General features: G+C 35.1%; 25 protein-coding genes. 11 read left to right on the plus strand and 14 right to left on the minus strand.

Features of this window, described 5'->3' with window-relative positions; translation table 11 throughout:
• Nucleotides 1-41: 41 nt before the first annotated feature.
• The 5 genes from ACFQ13_RS09170 (at nucleotide 42) to ACFQ13_RS09190 (ending at nucleotide 5,523) form a co-directional block, all read left to right on the plus strand.
• Nucleotides 42-689, plus strand: coding sequence for a phosphoribosylanthranilate isomerase (locus tag ACFQ13_RS09170; protein WP_386116506.1), 648 nt, complete (start codon nucleotides 42-44; stop codon nucleotides 687-689).
• 231 nt (nucleotides 690-920) lie between these two features.
• On the plus strand, nucleotides 921-2,102 hold the full coding sequence (gene trpB, locus ACFQ13_RS09175; RefSeq protein ID WP_386116509.1) for a tryptophan synthase subunit beta: 1,182 nt from the start codon (nucleotides 921-923) through the stop codon (nucleotides 2,100-2,102).
• A 240-nt stretch (nucleotides 2,103-2,342) separates the two neighbouring features.
• Nucleotides 2,343-3,026, plus strand: a complete 684-nt coding sequence (locus tag ACFQ13_RS09180; protein WP_114308782.1) for a cell division ATP-binding protein FtsE — start codon at nucleotides 2,343-2,345, stop codon at nucleotides 3,024-3,026.
• A gap of 261 nt (nucleotides 3,027-3,287) precedes the next feature.
• Nucleotides 3,288-4,583: a capsular polysaccharide export protein, LipB/KpsS family gene (locus ACFQ13_RS09185; RefSeq protein ID WP_386116512.1), complete on the plus strand. Its 1,296-nt coding sequence runs from the start codon at nucleotides 3,288-3,290 to the stop codon at nucleotides 4,581-4,583.
• A gap of 1 nt (nucleotide 4,584) precedes the next feature.
• Nucleotides 4,585-5,523, plus strand: coding sequence for a glycosyltransferase family 2 protein (locus ACFQ13_RS09190; RefSeq protein ID WP_386116514.1), 939 nt, complete (start codon nucleotides 4,585-4,587; stop codon nucleotides 5,521-5,523).
• On the opposite strand, the gene ACFQ13_RS09195 is transcribed toward ACFQ13_RS09190, so the two are convergent.
• Both ACFQ13_RS09195 and ACFQ13_RS09200 read right to left on the minus strand, forming a co-directional pair.
• Nucleotides 5,503-5,913, minus strand: a complete 411-nt coding sequence (locus ACFQ13_RS09195) for a sugar 3,4-ketoisomerase (RefSeq protein WP_114308779.1) — start codon at nucleotides 5,911-5,913, stop codon at nucleotides 5,503-5,505. The two genes, ACFQ13_RS09190 and ACFQ13_RS09195, sit on opposite strands and share 21 nt — an antisense overlap.
• Complete coding sequence (locus tag ACFQ13_RS09200; protein WP_386116516.1) at nucleotides 5,913-7,007, minus strand: glycosyltransferase; 1,095 nt, start codon at nucleotides 7,005-7,007, stop codon at nucleotides 5,913-5,915. The genes ACFQ13_RS09195 and ACFQ13_RS09200 overlap by 1 nt, the downstream gene beginning before the upstream one ends.
• A 44-nt stretch (nucleotides 7,008-7,051) precedes the next feature.
• Between ACFQ13_RS09200 and ACFQ13_RS09205 the strand changes: the two genes are divergently transcribed.
• Nucleotides 7,052-8,197, plus strand: a complete 1,146-nt coding sequence (locus ACFQ13_RS09205) for a glycosyltransferase (RefSeq protein WP_386116518.1) — start codon at nucleotides 7,052-7,054, stop codon at nucleotides 8,195-8,197.
• Between the two features lie 4 nt (nucleotides 8,198-8,201).
• On the opposite strand, the gene ACFQ13_RS09210 is transcribed toward ACFQ13_RS09205, so the two are convergent.
• From ACFQ13_RS09210 to typA, 7 genes are all read right to left on the minus strand, one after another.
• Entirely contained in the window at nucleotides 8,202-9,485 is a 1,284-nt protein-coding gene (locus ACFQ13_RS09210; RefSeq protein WP_386116520.1) for an O-antigen translocase, read from the minus strand.
• A 10-nt stretch (nucleotides 9,486-9,495) separates the two neighbouring features.
• The gene (locus ACFQ13_RS09215; protein ID WP_386116522.1) at nucleotides 9,496-10,806 is read right to left on the minus strand and encodes an O-antigen translocase; all 1,311 of its coding nucleotides are present in this window, start codon (nucleotides 10,804-10,806) and stop codon (nucleotides 9,496-9,498) included.
• On the minus strand, nucleotides 10,807-11,907 hold the full coding sequence (locus ACFQ13_RS09220) for a DegT/DnrJ/EryC1/StrS family aminotransferase (protein ID WP_386116523.1): 1,101 nt from the start codon (nucleotides 11,905-11,907) through the stop codon (nucleotides 10,807-10,809).
• Nucleotides 11,904-12,881: a GNAT family N-acetyltransferase gene (locus ACFQ13_RS09225; protein ID WP_386116524.1), complete on the minus strand. Its 978-nt coding sequence runs from the start codon at nucleotides 12,879-12,881 to the stop codon at nucleotides 11,904-11,906. The genes ACFQ13_RS09220 and ACFQ13_RS09225 overlap by 4 nt, the downstream gene beginning before the upstream one ends.
• A gap of 15 nt (nucleotides 12,882-12,896) precedes the next feature.
• A complete protein-coding gene (locus ACFQ13_RS09230; RefSeq protein ID WP_386116526.1) occupies nucleotides 12,897-13,805 on the minus strand; it encodes a DUF1574 family protein in 909 nt (302 codons plus the stop codon).
• Between the two features lie 2 nt (nucleotides 13,806-13,807).
• Nucleotides 13,808-15,253 (minus strand): MBOAT family O-acyltransferase, encoded by a 1,446-nt coding sequence (locus tag ACFQ13_RS09235; protein WP_386116528.1) that lies wholly within the window; start codon nucleotides 15,251-15,253, stop codon nucleotides 13,808-13,810.
• Nucleotides 15,254-15,374: 121 nt separating this feature from the next.
• A complete protein-coding gene (gene typA / locus ACFQ13_RS09240; protein ID WP_386116530.1) occupies nucleotides 15,375-17,171 on the minus strand; it encodes a translational GTPase TypA in 1,797 nt (598 codons plus the stop codon).
• Between the two features lie 210 nt (nucleotides 17,172-17,381).
• On the opposite strand from typA, the gene ACFQ13_RS09245 reads away from it, so the two are divergent.
• The 3 genes from ACFQ13_RS09245 (at nucleotide 17,382) to ACFQ13_RS09255 (ending at nucleotide 19,228) form a co-directional block, all read left to right on the plus strand.
• On the plus strand, nucleotides 17,382-17,741 hold the full coding sequence (locus ACFQ13_RS09245) for a hypothetical protein (protein WP_386116532.1): 360 nt from the start codon (nucleotides 17,382-17,384) through the stop codon (nucleotides 17,739-17,741).
• Between the two features lie 179 nt (nucleotides 17,742-17,920).
• Nucleotides 17,921-18,739 (plus strand): 3-deoxy-8-phosphooctulonate synthase, encoded by an 819-nt coding sequence (gene kdsA / locus ACFQ13_RS09250; protein WP_386119410.1) that lies wholly within the window; start codon nucleotides 17,921-17,923, stop codon nucleotides 18,737-18,739.
• A 15-nt stretch (nucleotides 18,740-18,754) separates the two neighbouring features.
• Entirely contained in the window at nucleotides 18,755-19,228 is a 474-nt protein-coding gene (locus ACFQ13_RS09255; RefSeq protein WP_386116534.1) for a GNAT family N-acetyltransferase, read from the plus strand.
• 5 nt (nucleotides 19,229-19,233) lie between these two features.
• Here the strand turns inward: ACFQ13_RS09255 and ACFQ13_RS09260 are convergent, their stop codons facing one another.
• Nucleotides 19,234-19,842: a DUF1684 domain-containing protein gene (locus ACFQ13_RS09260; RefSeq protein WP_386116536.1), complete on the minus strand. Its 609-nt coding sequence runs from the start codon at nucleotides 19,840-19,842 to the stop codon at nucleotides 19,234-19,236.
• Between the two features lie 113 nt (nucleotides 19,843-19,955).
• Here ACFQ13_RS09260 and ACFQ13_RS09265 point away from each other — a divergent pair, with 113 nt between their 5' ends.
• Nucleotides 19,956-20,927: a YpdA family putative bacillithiol disulfide reductase gene (locus tag ACFQ13_RS09265; RefSeq protein WP_386116538.1), complete on the plus strand. Its 972-nt coding sequence runs from the start codon at nucleotides 19,956-19,958 to the stop codon at nucleotides 20,925-20,927.
• A gap of 6 nt (nucleotides 20,928-20,933) precedes the next feature.
• On the opposite strand, the gene ACFQ13_RS09270 is transcribed toward ACFQ13_RS09265, so the two are convergent.
• Nucleotides 20,934-21,380, minus strand: a complete 447-nt coding sequence (locus ACFQ13_RS09270) for an Lrp/AsnC family transcriptional regulator (protein WP_386116541.1) — start codon at nucleotides 21,378-21,380, stop codon at nucleotides 20,934-20,936.
• Between the two features lie 118 nt (nucleotides 21,381-21,498).
• On the opposite strand from ACFQ13_RS09270, the gene ACFQ13_RS09275 reads away from it, so the two are divergent.
• The gene (locus ACFQ13_RS09275; RefSeq protein WP_386116544.1) at nucleotides 21,499-21,894 is read left to right on the plus strand and encodes a hypothetical protein; all 396 of its coding nucleotides are present in this window, start codon (nucleotides 21,499-21,501) and stop codon (nucleotides 21,892-21,894) included.
• A 4-nt stretch (nucleotides 21,895-21,898) separates the two neighbouring features.
• Here ACFQ13_RS09275 and ACFQ13_RS09280 read toward each other — a convergent pair whose 3' ends face one another.
• The 3 genes from ACFQ13_RS09280 to ACFQ13_RS09290 form a co-directional block, all read right to left on the minus strand.
• Nucleotides 21,899-22,513 carry a DEAD/DEAH box helicase gene (locus ACFQ13_RS09280; protein ID WP_386116546.1) on the minus strand — a complete coding sequence of 205 codons (615 nt, stop codon included), beginning with the start codon at nucleotides 22,511-22,513 and terminating at the stop codon, nucleotides 21,899-21,901.
• 59 nt (nucleotides 22,514-22,572) lie between these two features.
• Nucleotides 22,573-23,112: a sigma-70 family RNA polymerase sigma factor gene (locus tag ACFQ13_RS09285; protein WP_386116548.1), complete on the minus strand. Its 540-nt coding sequence runs from the start codon at nucleotides 23,110-23,112 to the stop codon at nucleotides 22,573-22,575.
• Nucleotides 23,113-23,358: 246 nt separating this feature from the next.
• Nucleotides 23,359-23,826 carry an OsmC family protein gene (locus tag ACFQ13_RS09290; protein WP_386116551.1) on the minus strand — a complete coding sequence of 156 codons (468 nt, stop codon included), beginning with the start codon at nucleotides 23,824-23,826 and terminating at the stop codon, nucleotides 23,359-23,361.
• Nucleotides 23,827-23,886 lie beyond the last annotated feature (60 nt).

The following is a 23,886-nucleotide window of genomic DNA, read 5'->3' on the forward strand; positions in this document are numbered from 1 at the left end:
GAAATAAATAGATTCCTGCCTTAGCAAGAATAACAAAACTTATGAAATTAAAAGTCTGCGGAATGAAATATAAAGAGAACCTAGAGGCTGTTGCACAACTGCAACCCGATTATCTAGGCTTTATATTTTATAAACCTTCTAAACGTAATTTTGAAGGTACGATTCCTCATGTGCCCGCTACGATAAAAAAAGTGGGGGTATTTGTAAATGAAAGCATAAAGACGGTTTCAGAAACGGTAAAAAGGTATGATCTACAAGCCGTACAATTGCATGGTAATGAATCTCCAGAATTTTGTACCGCTCTAAAAACCGAACTGCAACCAAGCTTGGGCAATACCTCTATTGAAATCATTAAAGTTTTTAGTATTAAGGACAATTTTAATTTTGAAGTTTTAGCACCGTTTGAAACCGTGTGTGATTATTTTTTATTTGACACCAAAGGACAACTTCCTGGAGGAAACGGATATACCTTTAATTGGGATGTTTTAAACGATTACAACTCGAGCAAACCTTATTTTTTAAGTGGCGGAATAGGAATCAATGAAGTTGAAAAAATAAAAGAATTTAAAGACAGTTCAGCTTCAAAATATTGTTATGCATTAGATGTAAACAGTAAATTTGAAACAGAACCAGGATTGAAGAATATAGATGAATTGAAAATGTTTAAAAACAAGACCATTGGCGCTTAGTTAAACATTAAGTCACATGGACAAAAGCAGGACGTTTTAATAACACATATCCTATTAGCGATTTCCTTATTTTGATTGTGAGTTTTGAATCCTTTATTCGCGGATATAAATTTTACGGAGCTTATAATAGGCTTCGCTGTTTGCATCATGACGAATGAAAAAATAAAAAAAGAAACAGATTGCTACATCACGATAGAAGGTGGAATTAGCAATGACGAATAACATAAAACAATGAGTTACAACATCAACGAAAAAGGCTATTACGGCGAATTTGGTGGCGCATACATTCCAGAAATGCTCTATCCTAATGTAGAAGAATTACGTCAAAATTATCTCAAAATAATGGCTGAACCTTCATTCCAAGAGGAGTTCAATCAACTTTTAAAAGATTATGTTGGTCGTCCTTCTCCCCTCTATTTTGCCAAGCGCCTTTCAGAAAAATACAACACTAAAGTTTATTTAAAACGTGAGGACCTCAACCATACGGGAGCTCATAAAATAAATAATACCATTGGACAAATTCTAATGGCAAAACGCTTAGGCAAAAAACGAATTATTGCTGAAACTGGCGCAGGACAACACGGTGTTGCCACGGCAACGGTATGTGCTTTAACCGGGATTGAATGTGTCGTATACATGGGAGAAATTGACATCGCTCGTCAAGCTCCAAACGTGGCACGCATGAAAATGCTTGGCGCTAAAGTGGTCCCTGCTGTTTCAGGGAGCCGTACCCTAAAGGATGCCACCAATGAAGCGATTAGAGATTGGATTAATAATCCTGTAGACACCCATTATATTATTGGTTCTGCTATTGGTCCTCACCCCTACCCGGATATGGTGACCCAATTTCAATCTATAATTTCTAAAGAAATAAAATGGCAACTGAAAGAAAAAGAAGGAAGAGAAAACCCTGATTATGTGGTGGCTTGTATTGGAGGTGGAAGTAATGCCGCTGGAACCTATCATCATTTTCTGGATCAAGAAGAGGTGGGTATTATTGCTGTAGAAGCTGCCGGAAAAGGTATTGATTCTGGTGAAAGTGCTGCAACTTCGGTTTTAGGAAAAGAAGGGATTATTCATGGTTGTAAAACCCTATTAATGCAAACTAAAGATGGTCAAATTACAGAACCTTATTCTATTTCTGCAGGCTTAGATTATCCTGGTGTAGGCCCCTTACATTCGCATTTGTACAAATCTGGTCGTGGTGAATTTTATTCGGCAACAGATGATGAAGCTATGGTTTCTGGTTTAGAACTCACAAAATTAGAAGGTATCATTCCGGCTATTGAAAGCTCTCATGCTTTAGCCATTTTTAAGCATAAAACCTTTAAAACCAACGATATTGTGGTGATAAGTTTATCAGGGCGTGGTGATAAAGACTTACAGAATTATATCGATTACTTCAACCTATAACAATCTGAAACGTCTTGCCTTTATCCTTTGTTCTAAGGGAAGAAGGCAAGACTTTATTTTTTTCGGAACAGTTTTATACAGTGGTAGCGGACCATACATTTAATGTCCCGAAACGTTTTTCAGTGCATTTCCAAAAACGCAGAGCAACAACAATCCTTTTAAAGGAATTAAGAATTTTAGTTTTGCATTTGAAATTTTAAGCAATACATTTACACTTAGCAATATTTATATCTCTATTATATGTCTGATACGGTTTTAGAACTAAAAGATGCCACCATTTATCAAGGTGACAGCATGGTGCTTTCTAAGGTGAACTTTGAAATGAAAAAAGGTGACTTTGTTTATCTTATAGGTAAAACAGGAAGTGGTAAAAGTAGTTTTATGAAAACCCTTTATGGCGATTTACAACTTACCGAAGGCGAAGGATCTATTGTAGATTTCAACTTAAAAACCATGAAAGAGAAAGATATTCCCTTTCTAAGACGTAAGCTAGGTATTGTATTTCAGGATTTTAAATTGTTACCCGACCGTACTATTCTAGGGAATTTAGAATTTGTCCTTAAAGCGACAGGTTGGAAAGATAAAGACCGTATAAAAGAACGTATTGAAAAGGTTTTAGATAAGGTTGCCATGAAAACGAAAGGTTTTAAGTACCCACACGAATTATCTGGTGGAGAACAACAACGTATTGCCATTGCCCGTGCCCTACTCAACGATCCGGAATTAATTTTGGCCGATGAGCCTACAGGGAACTTAGATCCACAAACTAGTGTTGAAGTTATGGAAGTGCTTCAAGATATTAACAGAAATGGAAACACCATCTTAATGGCCACTCATGATTACGCTTTGCTATTAAAATACCCTAGCAAAACCTTAAAGTGTGATGAAAATAAAGTATTTGAAGTCGTACAACGTAAAAGCTAAACCTAGTTTTTATGAATAAGTATATTCCTCTGGACGACCACAATATTTGTTGATCTATAAAGGATGGAATGGCTCTAATTAATTTCAGCATGCATTCATACTAAAAAACATCAATCCACCTTCCGCATAAAAGGTAATACTTGTTCATCCGTATAACGACATCAGTGTAGGCTCTTATACTTTTAAACATTGTATTTCAGAGTCATTTATAATTTAATTACTTTGTACATCATTAAAATACCCTATTAACTTTGAGCATTCATGAAAGTCATTAGCTTCAGTACATTTGACAAATATTCTAGATTCTATTTAGATATTGAAAAGCAGCTTAAAGCTAATCGTCCTTCAGAAACGGTAAATTTTAAAATGTACAGCATCTATTTTAGTGGATTTCTGTATGCACTATTACGCTTAAAACATAGCAATTGGATTCCTGTTACATCTTGGTTTAATGCCTTAAAACACAGACAAAAATACCTAAACCTCTTGTCTTCAACCGAAACCTACAAGGGTTTAAAATTTAAAGACTTTTGTAAATTTCACGTGGCTCTAAATAAAAGCACGTCGCAACAAGACTTACAGCTTCAAGCTTTAGCCTATATCGATCTTATTGATAATATTTTTAAGACTGAACAACCCGATTATCTCATATGCCTCGGAGATTCTAGAATGTCTATTGAAATCGCTATTGCTTTAGCGCAATTAAAGCAGATTAAAGTTTTTTATATTGAACAAGGCCCCTTTAATACCACGTTTTTTGATTATAAGGGTGTTAATGCAAATATTAGTTTCCGTGAACTAGCCTTAAATTCAGAAAATACAAAAACTCCTAAAAAGACAGAAGTACAACAAGCATCTAAAAAATACCGTCGCTCTCCAATATATCGCGCTTTAGATATGGCGCTTATGTACAGCCTACAAAAGACCAAAATTTATCCGCCCGATGTAAAGTATACCGACTTAAACAGCTATAGAGCAAAACGAAAAAATCCGGATACCACACTGCATACAGAAAAACCGATGGTCTTGTTAATTCTACAGGTTCCCCTAGATGTGAACATGATTTATCACAGTCCACATTTTAAATCTCATACAGAAATTGTTTCTAGTGTCTATGCTGCCTTACCCAAGAATACGGATTTGGTTATTAGAGAACATCCGCTTTTTGTGGGTAAATATGAAGCATCACTCTATCAATTGGTGAAAGATCATCACATTCGTATCGATAATATAAGCCCGTTGAAAAGCAGTATTGAAAGTTCTAAATTTGTAGTGGTTAATAATTCTACCGTAGGTCTTGAAGCCATTTTATATGATAAAACCGTCGTAGTCTTAGGCAATGCCTTCTATGATAATTCTGAAGTTTGCCTAAAACTAAAGGAAAAAACAGCTTTAGTAGAACTTTTAGAAAAGGCCATGAATCACAAACCTGATCCCCTAAAAATTGATACTTTTAAAACGGCGTTGTATAATAGTGTATTATTGCAAGGCGGAATTACAGACCAACACCTAAAGTCTACAAAAACGATAGCACAACACCTTTTAAACGATAAGTAATATGCCCTTTTTTTCTGTTATTATTCCGCTATATAACAAAGCAAAATATATAGCAGCATGTTTAGAAAGTGTCTTAAATCAGGATTATAAAGACTTTGAAATTATCATTGTAAATGATGGCTCAACCGATGCTAGTGTAGCAGTGGTTGAAGGTTTTTCTTCAGATAAAATAAAACTCTACCATCAGGAAAATTCCGGAGTGAGTAGCGCTCGAAATCATGCTGTGGATAAGGCTGAAGGGAACTACCTCGCTTTTTTAGATGCTGATGATTTATGGAAACCTCAGCATTTACAATGTCTTAGGGAAAGCATAGAGGCATTTCCTAATGCTGGACTTTATGGTAATAAATACGAAATTAATTACAATAATAATGTGGTACAACCTGCACAATTCAACTTTAATTACGCCACACAGCCTTGTATTGTTACCGATTTTTTTAAGGCGAGCATGAAGGACACAATCATTTGGACTTCAGCAGCGGCACTCTCTAAAACGACATTTATAGATTTTGGCGGGTTTAACACTGCTTACACTACAGGGCAAGATTTAGATTTATGGATTCGCATAGCCTTAGAACAAGCCATTGTATTTCATCCGCAAATAACCATGTGCTATAACAGGTCTATAAGCGATAGTTTATCTAAAGGCGAATTAAATGGGGTACGTTTTCAATTTTTAAATGCTTACCAAACGGTTGAAGCCACCAATAAAAGTCTAAAACGCTATTTAGATTTAAAGCGTTATGGTTTGGCCTTAAGAACAAAAATAAACGGAGAAAGCACCTTGTCTAAGCAAACTCAAAACACCATAGATTTCAGTAATTTAACCCAGAAACAAAAGCTGTTATTACAGATGCCCACGGGCCTATTAAGACTCCTCAATACGGTTAGACCTTACGTGGTAAATAATTCGATTTACTTAAGACTTTTTAAAGCTTAAAAAAGCATTGAATTCTCTGATATAATCTAACTCATCGTATTCTTTAGAGGCTAAGACTAAGCAGACGCATCCTGAAGAAAAATTATCAATCTCTCTCCAAATTCCTGGAACGAGCAACAAGCCCTTATGTGGTTTATTAAGGTTGATGGTTTTACTGCGCTCCCCATCCTTAATTAAAACATCAAAGCTTCCGGAAAGTGGAATAATTAATTGGTACAATTCTTTATGCGCATGGCCACCCCTAAACGCATCCGATGGCACATCGTACAAGTAATAGACGCGTTCGATTTTAAAAGGAATTGTGTCTTTTTCTATAACCGCTAATAATCCGCGTTCATCATGAACTCTTGGAACTTCAAGAATAGCTACATCGTTAATTGTGGTACCCATTAATTATCAATTAAATTTTGCCATTGTTTAGAGATGCTCTCTACCGAAAAAGAGGCGACACTCTTTTTAGTATTGGCCTTGCAGCGAAGATATAATTTTTCGTCATCAATAAAACGATTAAATGCATTTCCTAAAGCCTCCGCATTATAATTTTCTACCAACAAGCCGTTAAATTCATGTTTAATAACGCCATCTTCATAATTTTTATACTTAACACTGACCACGGGAATTTCACAGGCTAGAGATTCTAAAACCGTCATAGGAAACCCCTCATAATGACTGGTTAATGCGGTAAATTTAGATTGATATATATAGGGAAAAGGATTTTTTGAAAACGGTAAAACCTCAATATGATCCTGAACCCCTAAAGTACGAATAAGCGTTTCTATTTTTTGCTTGTCCTTCCCTTGTCCCATCAGTAGAAGTTTAATTCCTTTTTCTGAAAGTTGAGATTTACTGTAAGCTTCAACTAAAAGACTCACATTTTTTTGCTTCTCTTCAAAACGACCGTACCAAAAAATAAACGAATCTGGAGCGGTAATAGCTTGTTTTTTTAACTGGTTTAAATATTCAAAATCTACGGGATTATAAATGGTTTGTACCTGCTTAAAATTATAGTACGCTTCAACCTTATTTTTAATATGATCAGAGACCGCAACTATTTTTTTACTTCTGCCATAACTCAGTTTTGTTAACCATTTAAACGGTGGAAAATAGCGGTTAATGGTATAATTATGCACCATATAAATTGTGGCTTTCGGGTATATCAATCCAGAAATAATATATTCTGAAAAGGCTTTGCATCTCACACGATGGTCAATAACAAGGTCTATCGCATTGTCGTTTAAAAACTTTTTTAAAATGAGCAAGCGTTTAAAACGGCCCAAACGCGTATCCTCTTGTTCCTTTATAGCGCCTAAATTCAGGAGTTTTCCGCGGTACGGATATTTTATACTATTCAGTATGCTTACCACGAAAACCTCATACCCTAAATCAGACAAAAAAATAGATTGCATTGCTGCCACTCTATCGGCACCACCTTCACTAAGTGAGCGCGAGACAATACAAATTCTTTTTTTATGATTACTTTGCATACCCATTATTTAAGTGGTAAAGATATTAAATGAAACCTCAATAAATGAAAGTTTTACTATTTGGTGAATTCAATAGAGCGCAATGGAATATAAAGCAAGGGCTTGAAGCTCTTGGGCACGAAGCCATACTTGTAAGCACTAGAGATGGCTTTAAAAAAGTCGATGTTGATGTTGAAATTGTTAATCCTTACACCTCTTTTTACAGAAAGAAATTTAGAAACTTAATTAATCGATTGTTCCATATAGATCTTACTGCGGTTTCTATTAAGCGCCAAATTAAATCGAAGAAAGACCTTCTATCTGGTTACGACCTTGTTCAGTTTATCAACGAAGCGCCTTTTGACTTTAAACGAAGCGACCAATTAGACATTTTTAATTGGCTAAAAGCTTGGAATAAAAATGTGTTTTTACTTTCTGCAGGTTTAGACTACCCGAGTGTTCGTTATGCATATGACAAGAAATTTAGATACTCTATTTTGACTCCTTATTTTGAAAATAAAGGTTCTAAAAAAGACTTCTCGCCTGCTTTAAGTTACTTAACTGAAAGCCATATCACTTTGCATCATGAGATTTTTAAGTCGATTAAAGGTGTTATTTCTAACGATTTGGATTATCATATTCCGCTAATCGGTCACACAAAATATTTAGGAATGATTCCGCATGCTATTAATTTGAGTCTGCTGCAGTACCAACCCCCTAAAATTAAAGATAAGATTGTCATCTTTCACGGGATAAACACCTTTAACTATTATAAAAAAGGCAATGATATTTTTGATGCGGCTTTAAAAATTATCACTGAAAAATATCCTGATAAAGTTGAAGTCATAGTGGCTAAAAACCTTCCTTATAAAAATTATATACAAAGCTTTGATAAAGCCCATATTTTACTCGATCAAGTATATGCTTACGATCAAGGTTTTAATGCCTTAGAAGCCATGGCTAAAGGTAAAGTTGTACTTACGGGTGCCGAGCAAGAGTGGTTAGATTATTTTAATATTGAAGAAGATACTGTGGCTATAAACGCCCTACCAGATGCCGAAGCCATCGCCCAAAAATTAGAATGGCTTATTCAACATCCAGAAAAAATTACTGAGATCTCTGAACAATCTAGAGCGTTTGTTGCTCGACATCATGACCATATTTCTTGCGCCAAAGCTTACCTTAAAACGTGGCAGGAACAGATTAAGTAATCTATTAGGCCTTATTTTTAGTACTATAATAGTTTCGGACGACAAATACCACTAATAGCAAGTAGATGATGTAGCGTACAAAATGAGCTAACACCACACCTTCCGTTCCATAAAAAGGAATAAACAGCTTAGACAGGCCATAAAACAAGCCTAAAGAAATCACTTCAGTTAGCACAAAACTTTTAACCATACGCTTTGCTAAAAATTGATGCGATAAGACCAATGAGGCCAATCTAAAGAAATCCCCTAACAATTGCCATTTAAACAAGGGCTCCATACCGGTAAATTCAGGATAAATTACTTGGATAATCAGTCCTCTAAAGAGATACACCAAAACCATCCCTAAACCAAAAATAGGCAGAATAGTTTTATAGATATTAAGCACCTCATCTTTAAAGTCCTGCTTGGTATGGATACTCGCAAATTTTGGTAATACATATAAGGTAAAAAGACCGGTGGCGAATACCATATAGTTTTTAGAAATAAACGTAACGGCCGTCCAATACCCGGCTTCATTAACATTGATTTCATCAGCGACTAAGGTTCTTATATTGAGTTCTACATAATTCAGAAAAAAAGTAGAAATAAAAGACATCAGTGTAAAGGCCAATAATTTATTTTTATAAACTAGACTCAATGAAATGGACTTGAATTTCAGATAAGTAGTAAGGGTTTTACCGAAAACAAAAACCAAGACCATTAACTGTATAATTGGAGCAATAGCAATAGCAATTAATACCCCATTTAAGTCTGATTTATATAATCCAATCACCAAGGCAAGCGTCCCTAAGAGGTAGCTTAACAACTCTATTTTTGCATACCTTTTATAATCCGATAAACCACTTACCACAGCATGAACCAAACGGCCCATAGCTATAAATGGTACAATGACTCCGAGTAAATAAAACAGATAAACCTGATCTAAAGTCCCAAATAGATAGTCTGACAAATACGGTGCGCAAAAAAATAATATTGCTGAAGAGCCCAAGGTTCCTATCAGCCCAAAAACAATAACGGTAGAAAATATTTTATGTAGTTCTGATGACTCGTCTCTAAATTCTGAAACATACTTTACCACGCCATTAAATACCCCTAAGGTTGAGGTGCTCGTTAACATGGCAATTAGATTTCTTAACTGACCTATGCTGGCAATACCGGCTTCTCCTACCATAACGGCCAGTAAGCGTTGTATAAATGCGGAGACCACTAATCTAATCCCGATGACCACTGCATTTAGCGAGGTAATTTTAAGTACGGTATTACTGCTAATGAATTTTGGAAGTTTCACGGAGCTTAATTTAAAAATCGTCTACACCTTCTTCACCAATAACTCCAAATAACGAGCTACTAAAGAGCAGTAAAATGATACCGAAATACATAATATAACTAAGACAATGCCCCATAACGGCTCCCTTGACACCAAAGGAATCGATAAGATAAATACTAGAAACATACTTGATAACAAATAAGAAAATCTCTAGAATTAAAAAATGGGTAAACATGCGTTTGGCTAAAAATTGATAGGCAATTACTAAAGAGAGTACGCGTGCAATATCTCCTAATATTTGGTATCCAAAAAGCTCTTCTACAGGTCTAAAATCTTCCGTAAACAAAATGGTAATTAATAACGATCGGCTTAAATAAATGATTAAAAGGAGCACCAAAAAGGCCGGCATTATGCTCTTATAAAAACTAAAAATCTCTCTTCTAAATTCCTTTTTAGTGTTGATTTCTGAAAAACGAGGAAGAATATAAAGTGCCATTAAGGAGTTAAAAAACATAAGATAGTAGTCCGATACCCGTGTCATCGCCGTCCAATAGCCTGCTGATTTAACACCTACCTCAGTAATTAAATAATTTCTAATGGTAATCATTACAATTGGTAAAGCTATAGAGCCCACTAAAGCCATAAACATATAAGGGCTTAATTTTTTTATTACTGAAATGCTAACTTGGGTAATTTTAACAAAGGCCATAAGACTACGCCTAAACGCAATCCCTACAATGGTAATAAGGAGGTTTAGAGCCGGAGTAATAACAATGGCTAATAAAGCACCATCAATGTTTTCTTGACGTATTAAAAGTAAGGTTACTAATAATCCCAGTACCTGGCCTAGAATATTAATGAGCAACAGGTATTTGTGCTTAGAGAACCCATTCATAATAGAAAAAGTAAACATGTTTAGCGCATAAAAAGGTAAAACTATGGCTAAAGTCTCTATGATATAGGTATAATTATATTGCTCTGAAAAAATGAGATTATTAATAGACTCTGCGTTATAATAACAAAGAAGTGCTAAAATTGAAGACGAAAAGAATCCAATATAAAAAACGGTAGAAAGTACTTTGGTGAGCTCTACAGCATCATTTTTAACTTGGCTTACATATTTAACCACCCCTTTATAAAGTCCGGAAATGGATAAAGATTGTAAAGCACTAAAGAAATTACGTAAGTTTCCAATTAACGCCATTCCGGGTGCACCGATATAGATCGCGATAAATTTAGAAATTAAAATTCCAGCAACAATTTTAAGGCTAATATTAGCCATATTTAAATTCGCTGCTTTAATTAAAACCTCAGTATTTATATAATTAAAAAACTTTTTCAATTAGTAGGTATTTAAAACGTCTATAACCTTTTTAATCTCTTTATCACTTATCACGGGGCTGATAGGCAAACTTATAACTCTTTTATGAATCTTTTCAGTTAATGGTAAAATATAATCTGAAAAAGTCGCTAATGCCTCCTGTTTATGAGGTGGAATTGGGTAATGAATTAACCATTCTATATGATGAGCACTTAAATAATTTGAAAAATCAGCTCTATCTTCAACTTCCACCACAAAGGCATAAAACACATGATTTTCCGAACCATCGTAAAATGGCAGTTTAATTTTAGGGTTCTTTATCTGCTGTAAATAGGTTTTTGCAAGGGCTCTTCGTCTTGTGTTATCGGCATCTAATGCCTTTAACTTAATCCTTAAAAAAGCGGCTTGCATATCATCTAAGCGACTATTACATCCTATAATTTGATGCGTATATTTTACAAGGCTTCCATAATTACGCAATAATCTCAGCGCTTTAACCAATTCGGCATTGTTAGTCGTTATCGCTCCTCCATCTCCTAAAGCTCCTAAATTTTTACTTGGATAAAAACTAAAAGCTGCTGCATCTGAAAGATTACCAGCTTTACGCCCATTACTTGTCGCTATGGCGCCATGAGCTTGAGCTGCATCTTCAATTAATAACAAATTATAAGTTTTTGCTATTGCTTGTAGTTTTTCAACATCGGCTAGCTGTCCGTATAAATGCACCATCACAATGGCCTTGACCTCTTTGTAAACCGATTGGTCTTTAGCAACAGGAATCGTGTAGGTTTCAGCATCAGGTTCTACGAGAACAGGCACTAATTCTGCATGTAACACCGATAAAATAGTTGCTATAAAGGTATTGGCTGGCACCATCACTTTATCGCCTTTTTTCAGCTTCCCAATTTCAATATAACCTTTTAAAATAAGGGTTAGGGCATCTAAACCATTCCCGGTACCTACACAGTATGTGGTACCACAATAAGCGGCAAATTCATTTTCAAAATTACTAACGTTAGTGCCAAGCACAAAGTGAGCTTGCTCTAATGATTTGCTAAATGACGCCTGAAATTCAGCTTTAAAGCGGTTATTAATTTTATGAATGTCTAAAAATTTTATCATACAAAAACGGCCTCCAAGTGCTTATAATTTTTAGTTGCTATTTTATAAAATCCTTGTGGTATGGATTGTGCTGAAAAGCCTTCTTTCCAATACAATAAGCCTTCATTAATATGAGCTCCTGCATCAATATTAGAAGTTCCGAAATCAAAGTACTTTTTATCGGAATACACCTGCTCTAACAGATATTGGTGTAAAACATCTAAACTTCCTAATTCATTCTTATCGGTATTCCCAGAAATGTATTGGCTATGCGCTACATTTTCAGTTTCAAAAATGGTTGTTCCGGCTACAAGCTTATCATCTAAATAAACGTTAAACTGCCTAATATTATTAGGGAATCTAGATTTTAATAATGTAATTTCTTCTAATGAGTGTACCGGTTTCACGCCATGTTTATGGCCTAAATTAGGAATTAAAATTTCATTCCAAAAGGCCTCAAAAGTCGGGGATTCTTCCACCCTTAAATTCGCTTTCTGTCCTCTTTTTATACCTTTCTTTCTACTCTTTGAATAGGCTTTGTAACGCATATCTATAACCGAATGTAAATCTACACGACACAAATCCGCTTCAGACTTAAACAACACATAATGTAAAGGATTATTACTACTATTATGTAGATAAATACTAAGAAGTTCCTTTAATGTTAAACTCGCAATATTTTGATTATATAAAAATTCCAAAAGGACTTTAAAGATAGCAATATATTCAGAGGTTTTTAGAGTTTTAGCATGAATAAGTCCACCATAAGTCAGTCCAAAATGCGTATAAACAGCATCCTTTTCCCGATGTGCAGGTAAGAGTGCCACCAAGGTCTCATTCTGATAAACCATCAATGAGAAGTCCTGAAAACGATCTTTATGGTAATCCATAAAATCGCGCTGAAATAAAAAGCTATCTTGATTGCTATGAAGCGCAAAATGATTCCAAAGCTCCTTCTTAGAAGTATGATATAAGAAAACGTTGTAGTGAGACATTAATCAAAAATAATTTTAATTTTCTATTAAGCTATTAATCAATTGGGAAAATTTCTTAGCACCGGAAGCATTTAGGTGATCGGCATCATAAAAATCCGTTGCGCCAAACGTTTTGTCTGCCATAAAATTATAATACCTGCAATTTTTATACGTTTCTTCCATTTTAGTTCCTGCCTTAATAATCGTTTCTAATTGGGTCGAATTTAAATGATCTCTATAGCTTTTATGGGCTGGTAAGGTCACCAAAAGCACTTCAACACCCCTATCTTCACATAACTCCACTAACTGTTCTAAAAAAAGGGTATTCGCTTTTACTAAAGCCGAAGACCTTAGGGTATGCTTTTTTGCCGCATATACGCCTAAATCTTCTAGGGCTCCATTGGCGTGTTCGTTTTCAAAATAGCCCCAACCCGATTTAGTCACGCTGATCATATCTTCATCATTCACATAATAGGCTTTAAGACGTGATAGATTATTTTTTAGCTTCACACTTAAAACTTCACTCTTATATTTTAATTTATCAGACACCTTTAGCTGATGGTAAAGCTGGTAATCTTTTAATCGCCATGCTTCCGCGCCTTCACCCAATTGCTCGTGTAAGGTGGTGTAAGACAGCCTCACCACCACCGTTTTTAATTCGGGGAGTCTATCGATATAGGCTTTAAGCATTAAATAATCGAGATCTATAGTTTCTGAAACATGACCTAAATTAAAAGTTTTTTGAGTGAAGTATTCCGGATTCATCCCATACATACTGTGCGAACTTCCTAATATTAACGTTTGAATAGCGTCTTTTTGCAAGGTGATTTCAGAATGTTTAAACCTATACTCATTAGGAATATGCCTCAAAGCAATTTCTAGTATTGCAATAAGAATTAAGACAGGAACGACGAAGGCTAAAACTTGTTTTATAAATTTTTTCATCTCTAGAATTGAAAGTAGATAAACTGTTGCTCTTCTCCATTAAAGTAAAATATTAAGAAGACAATTGCGTAATAAAACATGACTCTATAGGTCCGTTTTGAGGTCTTAAAGATATTTTCAAGGGCATGGGCTTTATCACGACCGAACCATTCTACCCCAAACGAAAACAAAATTAAAACAAACAAGATTAAGGCTTGCTTATTGCTTGAAAACTGAGGCCATTGAAACAAGGATTGCGAAAACAAATGTTTTAAATAGCCAATAGCATGGGTTAACGAGTCCGCTCTAAAAAAGATACGCGCAAAAATTAAAAACAAGAATGTATGGAACATCCCGAAAAGTTCTTTTCTATTGGGAAAGAGCCGATTCTCAGCTACAACAGAGGTATATTTTGTGTTTTTCCCTCTAATAATATAGGGCACAAAATGTAAAGCATTTATTAATCCGTAAACCACAAATTTCCAATGGGCGCCATGCCATAAGCCAATAACCATAAAAATGGCAAAGGTGTTTCTTAATTGCATCCATTTGCTACCGCGACTTCCGCCAATAGGAATGTAAAAATAATCTTTAAACCATGTGGTTAAGGAGATATGCCAGCGTCTCCAAAATTCGGCGATGTTCCGTGCAAAATAAGGATAGGCAAAATTCTTTTTCAAATTAAAACCAAACAATCTAGAGACCCCAATGGCAATATCTGAATACCCTGAAAAATCGCAATAAATCTGTATAGAAAACAAGAAAGCGCCGAAAAACAAGGTGCTTCCGGAGTAATTGCTGTAATCTTCAAAAATAGCATTGACAAAAAATGCACAATTATCAGCAATGACCATTTTTTTAAACAGTCCCCAAAGAATTTGTTTTAAACCATCGGTTGCTTTGGTATACTCAAAAATTCTTCGTTTTTGTATTTGAGGTAAAAAGTTTGAGGCGCGCTCAATAGGACCAGCGACTAATTGTGGAAAAAAGCATATAAATGACGCAAAGGCAATTATATCCTTGGTTGGTTTTATCTTCTCCTTATAGATATCTATGGAATAGCTCATAGTTTGGAAGGTGTAAAAACTAATTCCAATAGGTAAGATAATATACAGATAATTAAGGTCTATAGCTTTGCCAAAAAGCATGAAGGCATCATTAAAATTTTCAATAAAGAAATTGTAATATTTAAAGAAGCCCAAGATGCCTAAATTGAGTAAAACACTCAAAAGCATCAGGTATTTTTTATGTTGTTTTAATGAGGCTTTTTCAATCGCTAAGCCAATACAAAAATCAATACATGTACTTAAGATTATTAACCCTAAAAAACGCCAATCCCACCATGCATAAAAGACATAACTCGCAATGAGTAATAATACATTCTGACTTTTTAAGGATTTAAAAACAAACCAGTATAATATAAATACAATTGGAAGAAAAATTGCAAAATCTATGGAGTTGAATAGCATTAATTTGTTTTAATAGAATAAATCGGTGTAAGATAAAATAGATTGCGTTATTATACTAATAAATAAAAAAAGAGAGACACTTTTCAGTATCTCTCTTTTCAATATTATAAAGCTTATAGATCTAAAACTTGTTACGCTTACGATCTGTTTCTTTTAAGTAGATTTTACGTAATCTTAAGTGATTAGGTGTAACTTCTACGTACTCATCTTTTTGGATGTATTCTAAAGCTTCTTCTAAAGAGAATTTAATTGCTGGTACAATCTTAGCTTTATCATCTGCTCCAGAACTACGTACATTACTCTGCTTTTTAGCTTTTGTAATGTTTACAGCCATATCATCTTGACGAGAGTTCTCACCAATTACTTGACCTTCATAGATATTTTCACCTGGCTCTACAAAGAACTTACCTCTATCTTGTAATTTATCAATAGAATAAGGAATTGCAGTACCATTCTCCATAGAGATTAATGATCCTGAAATACGTCCAGGAATATCACCTTTCAATGGTTGGTATTCTTTAAAACGGTGTGCCATAATAGCCTCACCTGCAGTAGCCGTTAATAATTGGTTACGTAAACCAATGATACCACGAGAAGGAATCATAAACTCACATACCATACGGTCACCTTTAGTCGTCATACTTAATAACTCTCCTTTACGCATGGTTACAAACTCTACAGCTTTACCAGATACGTTTTCAGGAAGGTCAATAGTTAACTCTTCAATTGGTTCACATTTAACACCATCAATTTCTTTAATGATTACCTGTGGTTGTCCAATTTGTAATTCGTAACCTTCACGACGCATTGTTTCGATTAATACCGATAAGTGTAATACACCACGACCAAAAACCATAAACTTATCTGCCGTTTCAGTTTCGCTTAAACGTAAGGCTAAGTTTTTCTCTAATTCCTTTTCTAAACGATCTTTAATATGACGCGATGTTACATACTTTCCGTCTTTTCCGAAGAAAGGCGAATCGTTAATTGTAAATAACATACTCATTGTAGGCTCATCTATAGCAATAGATTTTAAACCTTCAGGGTTTTCAATATCAGCGATAGTATCTCCAATTTCAAAACCTTCAACACCTACAAGCGCACAGATATCACCTGTTTCAACACGTTCTACTTTTTTACGACCTAAACCTTCAAAAACAAAAACTTCTTTTACTTTCGTTTTTGTAATAGTTCCATCTCTTTTTACCAAAGAAATTTGTTGTCCCTCTACAATGTTTCCTCTTTGTACTCTACCAATAGCAATACGCCCAGTAAAGTTAGAGAAATCTAAAGAGGTAATTAACATTTGTGTTGATCCTTCTGGAAATTCAGGTTGAGGAACATGCTCTATAACCATATCTAGTAATGGCTCAATGTTCTCAGTTTCATTTTTCCAATCATCACTCATCCAGTTGTTCTTTGCAGAACCATAAACGGTTGGGAAATCTAATTGCCATTCTTCAGCACCTAGCTCAAACATTAGATCGAAAACTTTTTCGTGTACCTCATCTGGTGTACAGTTTTCTTTATCCACTTTGTTTACAACGACACAAGGTTTTAAACCTAAGTCAATCGCTTTTTGTAAAACGAAACGCGTTTGTGGCATAGGCCCCTCAAAAGCATCGACTAATAACACAACACCATCGGCCATGTTTAAAACACGCTCTACTTCACCACCGAAATCGGCGTGACCAGGAGTATCAATAATATTAATCTTAGTGTCTTTATAAATAACGGAAACGTTTTTAGAAGTAATAGTAATCCCTCTTTCACGTTCTAAATCATTATTATCTAGAATTAAGTCGCCAGTATTTTCGTTTTCACGAAACAGTTGACAATGGTACATGATCTTATCAACCAATGTTGTTTTTCCGTGGTCGACGTGGGCAATAATTGCGATATTTTTAATCTTAGTCATAACTAGTGCTGATTTTAAGCGTGCAAATGTACATCATAATTTGCTCTTATCGTTAATAATATGTTATATTTTCGTTTTCAAGCGCTTCGAAGTCGTATCTTTCGTTAAATAACTGATTAACAGTCAGGGGCCTTTATCTTTCATTACCCCTTTTAAAGGCTCACATTGCGTCCTTTTTTAAACTGTTGTTAACCCCTAAAACAAAAACAGATGCACACTTTAAATAAATACACCAAATACATCCCCTATCTTTATTTTTTATCCGTTATAATCTATTGGTTTACAAAAACAAATCAAAACAACGGACTTTCTGCTTATCCTATTTTACTATTTGCTATTCCTTTTTTATGGCAATTACTAAAACCTAGCCGACAATTAAATTTTTCTTTAGGCATTACCTTTGTTTGTCTATCTTCTTATTTAATCGTGGCCTACTTAGTCGATGCGTTTCATATTATTAATTGGGCAGAATCCTCCCAAAAGCTACTGCTCTATGGTGGACTTTTTGTGTTGATTAATTTTGTGATGTCTCTATGGATGATTCGTAATAGTCTTAGAAAAAAGTTTTAAACCCTTTTCATGGTATTGCTCTATTTTAAACTTGTTAGGCTTTAAGCTTATAAGCCCTGCAAAACAAGGTGTTAAAACCTAAAGATTCATATAGACGTTTAGCGCTACAATATCCTTAATAGATTGTTTCAACTAAACATTCAAAAACGTATCTTTGTGCCCTAATAATTTTTAAGTCTATAGCTTTGATCACCATTCCGAAATTAAAACATACCGATTCTAATAACTTCTTTTTACTTTGTGGACCTTGTGCCATTGAAGGCGAAGATATGGCGCTACGTATTGCTGAAAAAGTTGTTAGTATTACCGATAAACTTGAAATTCCTTACGTTTTTAAAGGAAGCTTTAAAAAAGCGAACCGAAGTAGAATTGACAGTTTTACAGGCATTGGCGATGAAAAAGCCTTAAAGATTCTTAGAAAGGTTTCTGAAACTTTTGATGTTCCTACCGTAACCGATATTCATGAAGTTAGTGATGCGGCTAAGGCTGCAGAATATGTAGATGTCCTTCAGATTCCTGCATTTTTAGTGCGTCAAACGGATTTAGTGGTTGCTGCTGCACAAACAGGGAAAGTGGTCAACTTAAAGAAAGGGCAGTTTATGAGTCCTGAAGCTATGAAGCATGCGGTACAAAAAGTAAAAGATGCCGGAAACGAGCAAGCTTGGATTACAGATCGCGGGACAATGTTTGGTTACCAGGATATGATTGTAGATTTTAGAGGCATCCCAACCATGCGCGAATTTGCCCCTACGGTTTTAGATGTTACACACTCTTTACAACAACCTAATCAAAGTATCGGAGTTACCGGTGGACGTCCAGATATGATAGAAACTATTGCTCGTGCGGGTGTGGTTAATAATGTAGATGGCTTATTTATTGAAACTCATTTTGACCCTGCTAACGCGAAAAGTGATGGTGCAAACATGTTACATTTAGATAATTTAGAAGGCTTATTATCTAATTTAGTCGCCATTAGAAAAACGATTACTCAGCTTTAATATTTAGATTTCATCTTGAAAACTTCTATAGACATAAGACCGGCAACCGCTAATGATGTTCCTGAAATCACCGCGATTTTTAGAGACACCATTACCCATATTAATGCTGCAGATTATTCTGAAAAACAGATTATAGCATGGGCATCGGGTGCCGATAAAATTTCGGAATGGGAAAAACGTATTAAGAAATTTTATTTTATCGTGGCTGAACTTGAAGGCCATATCGTTGGATTTGCCTACTTAAAAAATGGCAACTACTTAGATGGCTTGTTTGTTCATAAAGATTACCAACGTCAAGGTATAGGTTCTAAATTATTACGAATTATGGAATCTCATGTTATTATGAACGATTTTGAAGTTTTAAAATCTGACATTAGTAAAACCGCACTTCCTTTCTTTGACAATAAATATTTTGATGTTATTAAAAAGCAAAAGAAGAGTTTAAAAGGAGTTGTCTTAGAAAACTACCTTGTAGAAAAACAACTGTAACTTGACTATTTATAGTCTTTAACAAAGGCTTTTACTCCAGCTTCCACATCTAAATCTAGGTAATTCACCATAGGAACAATTGGGCATGAATATTTTTCATCATATGCACAATAGGGATTATAGGCGGAATTAAAATCGATTTCCATCGTATCACCTTCCGGTATATTTAAGTCTATATAACGTCCGCCAGGATACGTAGACTCGCCATTAGTATTATCTACAAACGGTAGAAACAAATACTGTTCAAACCCTTCGGTTTGCATTAACTCTTCTCCTTGATACACGTTAAGTTGAAATGACTTGCCTTGTAATTCAAAGTTTATAACCCCAAAAACGCGTTCTTTAGATAAACGGTCTGTAGTAGTTTTCATTTGAAACCATTCTGTATTTGGGGTACGCTTTAAAGTGGCTTGCACTAAAAACGTAGAATCGTAAGGAAAGAAATCTAAGCCTTCAAAGTTTTTTAGGTCCTTAGCTTTTAAGGGCGATTTAGACGCGTCTTTAAATTCAGCATTCTTTTTTCTCTGAAAAGGTGTTAAATCTGTTGCTATTATTTTTTTCTCATTACAGCCTACAAAACATACTATTGTAAGTAAAACAATTAAAAATCGCATATCTTTCAAGTTTAAAATTCAAAAATACAATATAAAAATGGCCTAATTATTTTAAGAGATATTTAATAACATACACTTTACATATCCCTCTAAAAAAAGTAATTTTAGACTCTATGAAAAATTCAGAATTAGATGTACTCATCATTGGTGCCGGCCCCATAGGAATTGCTTGTGCCTTAGAATGTAAAAAACAAAAGCTTAATTACGCGGTTTTAGAAAAAGGAGCCTTAACCAACTCTTTATTCCACTACCCTTTAAATATGACGTTTTTTTCGACCTCAGAAAAATTAGAAATAGACGCCATTCCATTTATAAGTAATAACCCTAAACCCACGCGTAACGAAGCGTTAGAATATTATAGACGCGTAGCCACCTCTAACGCTTTAGAGATTCATCTCTACGAAAAAGTTGAGGCCATCAAACAAACAGCATCAGGCTTTAACGTTAAGTCTACAAAAGCGCTATATACCGCCAAAAAAGTTATTATTGCCACTGGATTCTATGATCTTCCAAACCTTTTAAATGTCCCTGGCGAAGACCTCCCTAAAGTTGTTCATTATTATAAGGAAGCTCATCCGTTTACGCTACAAGATGTGGTGGTGGTTGGCGCTAGTAACTCTTCAGTAGATGCCGCCTTAGAAATTTACAGAAAAGGAGGCCATGTTACGATGGTTGTTAGAGGAGAAGCCATTGGAGAACGTGTAAAATATTGGGTAAAACCAGATATTGTAAATCGTATTGAAGAAGGAAGTATTAAGGCATATTTTAATTCTGAAATTAAAGAAATAACACCGTCTCATCTTGTGATACAAACTCCTGAAGGTGAAAAAACCATAGCCAATGATTATGTGGTGGCCTTAACTGGTTATCATCCTGATTTTAGCTTTTTAAAAACTGCAGGTATCGAACTCTCTAAGGACGGTAAAAGCATCCCAAAATATCACCCTGAAACCATGGAAACAAACGTTAAAGGGCTTTATTTAGCAGGCGTGATCTGTGGCGGAAAAGAAACCCACAAATGGTTTATTGAAAATTCTAGAATACATGCCAAGATTATTGTAGAGCACCTTAAAAAACAGGTTTAAAAGGCTTTATTTTAGAGGTGGTTTTACCTCACTATATTTTATGACGTGAGACAAGACTATTTGGGTTTTGGTTTCGCCGTAAGTGATCAGTTGATCAATAAATGCCTCGAGGTGTTTTTGATTTTTTAAAACCACCTCCATCACAATATTTTCATTTCCGGTAATGCGATAACAATTTACCACCTCATCATAGGTTTTCACCTTTTCTAAAAATGGTTTAAGCATTCCCATAAAAGCTCTTAAGGTAATTAGAGCTTTAAGTTGATACCCGGCTTCAAAAGGAGACACAAATGTGGTATACCCTTGAATAACGCCCGAATCTTCCATTTTTTTAATCCGTTCTGAGACCGCCGGAGACGTAATACCCACACGCCTTCCGATTTCAGCATTAGACATACGCGCATTCTGCTGCAGACATTTTAAAATCTTCCAATTCAAGGTATCGATGCTCATTTTAATAAACTTTAACTATTTCAACATCATTATTAAAGCAAAAATACAATTTCACTTTAATATTTAAAGCGCTGTTTCAGTATTAGTTCTTAAATTCGTAGTAATTGCTATTGAAGTTATGAGTTATAATTTACCTTCACCACTATCTCATTTGCCTATTTACGAAAAGGCCATGGATATTCTTGCGCTTTCTAGACGGATTTCTAATTATCTCAATCATGATTTAGCAGCTTTAAATTCCGATGGTACGGAAGACGCCAATATTTATTTTTCTGGTGATATTGTACAACAATCTACCCATCTTGCTCCGGAAATTATAAATGTAGAACGCGAAGCATGTTCTTATAAGAAAAACAAACATTTAGAGCGTTTAGATCGGCTCACCACACGCTTGTACCGCAACTGCAGAAGATTAGAAAATGCCAATAGTAACGGCAAGGATTACTTACCGATTCTTCGTGGTGAATTAAAAAAATTTAAAACTATGCAACGGCATTGGATGATGACCTTTTAAGGTCTTAACGCCCTTTTATGAGCTGTGCATTACTCATAAAGGCATTCTGATAATTCTTAATTTTTGAATTCATTTCTTCAGCCATAATCACAAACTGACATTTAGTTAAGCTTTCCGATAAACGCAAAATGTGATTATAAGCATTATGACGCCCTAAATAATCGGCATCTTCAATAGCAAATATCTGAATTTCACCTAAATGAATACCATTTAAAAAATAAAGTTTACTTAAACGTCCCGGGGTTGCAATAACAATATCCTGACCGTAGTATACCTCCTCTTTTTGTTTCTCGATGTCGTACTCATCATAAAGCGCATAAACTCTTAAGTCTGTCGTTTGCGTAAAGCCTTCAAAAACCGCTTTTAAGGCTAAGGCTTCTTTCTTGTCTTTTACAATAACTAAAGCTCTCGGAGAGTCTTCAAAAGCTGCTGCTTTTAATTTATGAATTATTGCAATTATTAATGCTGTTGTTTTTCCGCTGTCTTTTGGTGCGATAACATAAGCGTCTGCCCCACCTTTTAATACAGGTAATGCTTTTTTCTGAAAGGCATTAGAGGTTTCAAATCCTAAATTCTCTAAGGATTCTTTTAATAAAGGGTGTAGTTTTTTGAAAGACATCTGCGTATGTAATAATAAGGCTCTATTTTAGTATAGAACTGTAGAGGCCAAAGGTACAATTATTGACAAACTTTACAGTCTGCTTTGTCTTGAATTTCTCCTACAAGATGGCCATCGGCATTCATTTTAAATCCACAACAGTCCATAAAACCTTGAGCGATTTGTTTTCTAGCACGTTGAATCTGAGATTTAACCGTAGGCAAAGCCAAATGTAATTGTTGGGCCACCTCTTGCTGTTTAAGCCCTTTAATATCCGATAAAAATAAAGGGTCTCTATATTTCTTGGGTAAGTTGAGTAAAATACCTCGTAAGCAATCGTGCTCGGTATGGCCTTTAGGTCCGGGCTCTGAGGCTATTTCTAAATCGTCGGTGGGCGACGTTAATTTGTGGACTTTGTAATAATCTAAAATGGTATAGCGTGCAATTGAAAACAACCAAGCCTTCAACTTATCGTCATCCTTTAGGGTGTGTAGTTTGGTGTGGACTTTAATAAAAGTATCTTGTAAAATATCATCCGCAGCTACAACGTCTTTTACTTTGCTTAAAATAAAACGTCGGATATCTTCTGAATAGTTTTCCCAAACACTTTTTGTCGTCATATTCTAAATGTAACAAAAATCAGTCCGAATACAAAATGTAAGCATTCGGACCAATTTATATTTAACAATTGCAATTTGTACATGTACAGTTTTCACAAGTACAGTTTGAACAATTTCCTTTTGAACAACCTTCACAGTTGCAGTTACAATCTATAGTTTTCATCATTTTACGTTTTAAGGTTCACTTAATAGACGATACAGAAGCAAAAAAGATGCAAAAGCAACAGATTATTTTTTCAAAAGATCTTAGGCAACCACTATAGTAGCGTTATGAACAATTTCGAAATTGCAAGAATTCGCTATAAAACAAAGGGCGTTTGCTTTTTCATGAAGTTGAAGTGCGACTTCTTTTTGGTCTGCATTTTTAATGGTCACCACGGGTTGTAATCGTACCGTTTTAAAGCTTCCACTTCCATCTGAAGCCACTTCCAAATCGCCTTCAGCCGTATCTGAATAGTCTAACACTTCTATCTGATACTGAGCACAAACATACAAGTAAGACATCATATGGCACGAGGTTAAGGCCGATAGTAGTAAGTCTTCAGGATTATACAAGGCCTCATCTCCTCTAAAGGGTTTTGCTGCAGACACTTGTAACGCCTGTGTTTTATGAGCGATAGTCACCTCATGGTTACGGCTAAATGATCTAGGATTCTTGGTACTTTCTCCGGCCCCTGCTGTCCATTGTACTGCGGCTTTAAACGTATGCTTCATAGCTGTTCTTCATTATGAATTAAAAAAAGCGTTCCATAAAGGAACGCTTTTACAATTATG

Origin of the sequence: Winogradskyella rapida (assembly GCF_042675845.1) — a bacterium.
Classification (GTDB): Bacteria; Bacteroidota; Bacteroidia; order Flavobacteriales; family Flavobacteriaceae; genus Winogradskyella; species Winogradskyella rapida.

Coding starts and splice junctions, on each gene's coding strand:
- ACFQ13_RS09170 (WP_386116506.1), top strand. CDS start 42: ATGAAATTAAAAGTCTGCGGAATGAAATATAAAGAGAACCTAGAGGCT.
- ACFQ13_RS09230 (WP_386116526.1), bottom strand. CDS start 13,805: ATGAAAAAATTTATAAAACAAGTTTTAGCCTTCGTCGTTCCTGTCTTA.
- ACFQ13_RS09280 (WP_386116546.1), bottom strand. CDS start 22,513: ATGTCTTTCAAAAAACTACACCCTTTATTAAAAGAATCCTTAGAGAAT.
- trpB (WP_386116509.1), top strand. CDS start 921: ATGAGTTACAACATCAACGAAAAAGGCTATTACGGCGAATTTGGTGGC.
- ACFQ13_RS09180 (WP_114308782.1), top strand. CDS start 2,343: ATGTCTGATACGGTTTTAGAACTAAAAGATGCCACCATTTATCAAGGT.
- ACFQ13_RS09285 (WP_386116548.1), bottom strand. CDS start 23,112: ATGACGACAAAAAGTGTTTGGGAAAACTATTCAGAAGATATCCGACGT.
- ACFQ13_RS09205 (WP_386116518.1), top strand. CDS start 7,052: ATGAAAGTTTTACTATTTGGTGAATTCAATAGAGCGCAATGGAATATA.
- ACFQ13_RS09225 (WP_386116524.1), bottom strand. CDS start 12,881: ATGTCTCACTACAACGTTTTCTTATATCATACTTCTAAGAAGGAGCTT.
- ACFQ13_RS09185 (WP_386116512.1), top strand. CDS start 3,288: ATGAAAGTCATTAGCTTCAGTACATTTGACAAATATTCTAGATTCTAT.
- ACFQ13_RS09235 (WP_386116528.1), bottom strand. CDS start 15,253: ATGCTATTCAACTCCATAGATTTTGCAATTTTTCTTCCAATTGTATTT.
- ACFQ13_RS09220 (WP_386116523.1), bottom strand. CDS start 11,907: ATGATAAAATTTTTAGACATTCATAAAATTAATAACCGCTTTAAAGCT.
- ACFQ13_RS09190 (WP_386116514.1), top strand. CDS start 4,585: ATGCCCTTTTTTTCTGTTATTATTCCGCTATATAACAAAGCAAAATAT.
- ACFQ13_RS09275 (WP_386116544.1), top strand. CDS start 21,499: ATGAGTTATAATTTACCTTCACCACTATCTCATTTGCCTATTTACGAA.
- typA (WP_386116530.1), bottom strand. CDS start 17,171: ATGACTAAGATTAAAAATATCGCAATTATTGCCCACGTCGACCACGGA.
- ACFQ13_RS09290 (WP_386116551.1), bottom strand. CDS start 23,826: ATGAAGCATACGTTTAAAGCCGCAGTACAATGGACAGCAGGGGCCGGA.
- ACFQ13_RS09260 (WP_386116536.1), bottom strand. CDS start 19,842: ATGCGATTTTTAATTGTTTTACTTACAATAGTATGTTTTGTAGGCTGT.
- ACFQ13_RS09265 (WP_386116538.1), top strand. CDS start 19,956: ATGAAAAATTCAGAATTAGATGTACTCATCATTGGTGCCGGCCCCATA.
- ACFQ13_RS09195 (WP_114308779.1), bottom strand. CDS start 5,913: ATGGGTACCACAATTAACGATGTAGCTATTCTTGAAGTTCCAAGAGTT.
- ACFQ13_RS09270 (WP_386116541.1), bottom strand. CDS start 21,380: ATGAGCATCGATACCTTGAATTGGAAGATTTTAAAATGTCTGCAGCAG.
- ACFQ13_RS09245 (WP_386116532.1), top strand. CDS start 17,382: ATGCACACTTTAAATAAATACACCAAATACATCCCCTATCTTTATTTT.
- ACFQ13_RS09200 (WP_386116516.1), bottom strand. CDS start 7,007: ATGCAAAGTAATCATAAAAAAAGAATTTGTATTGTCTCGCGCTCACTT.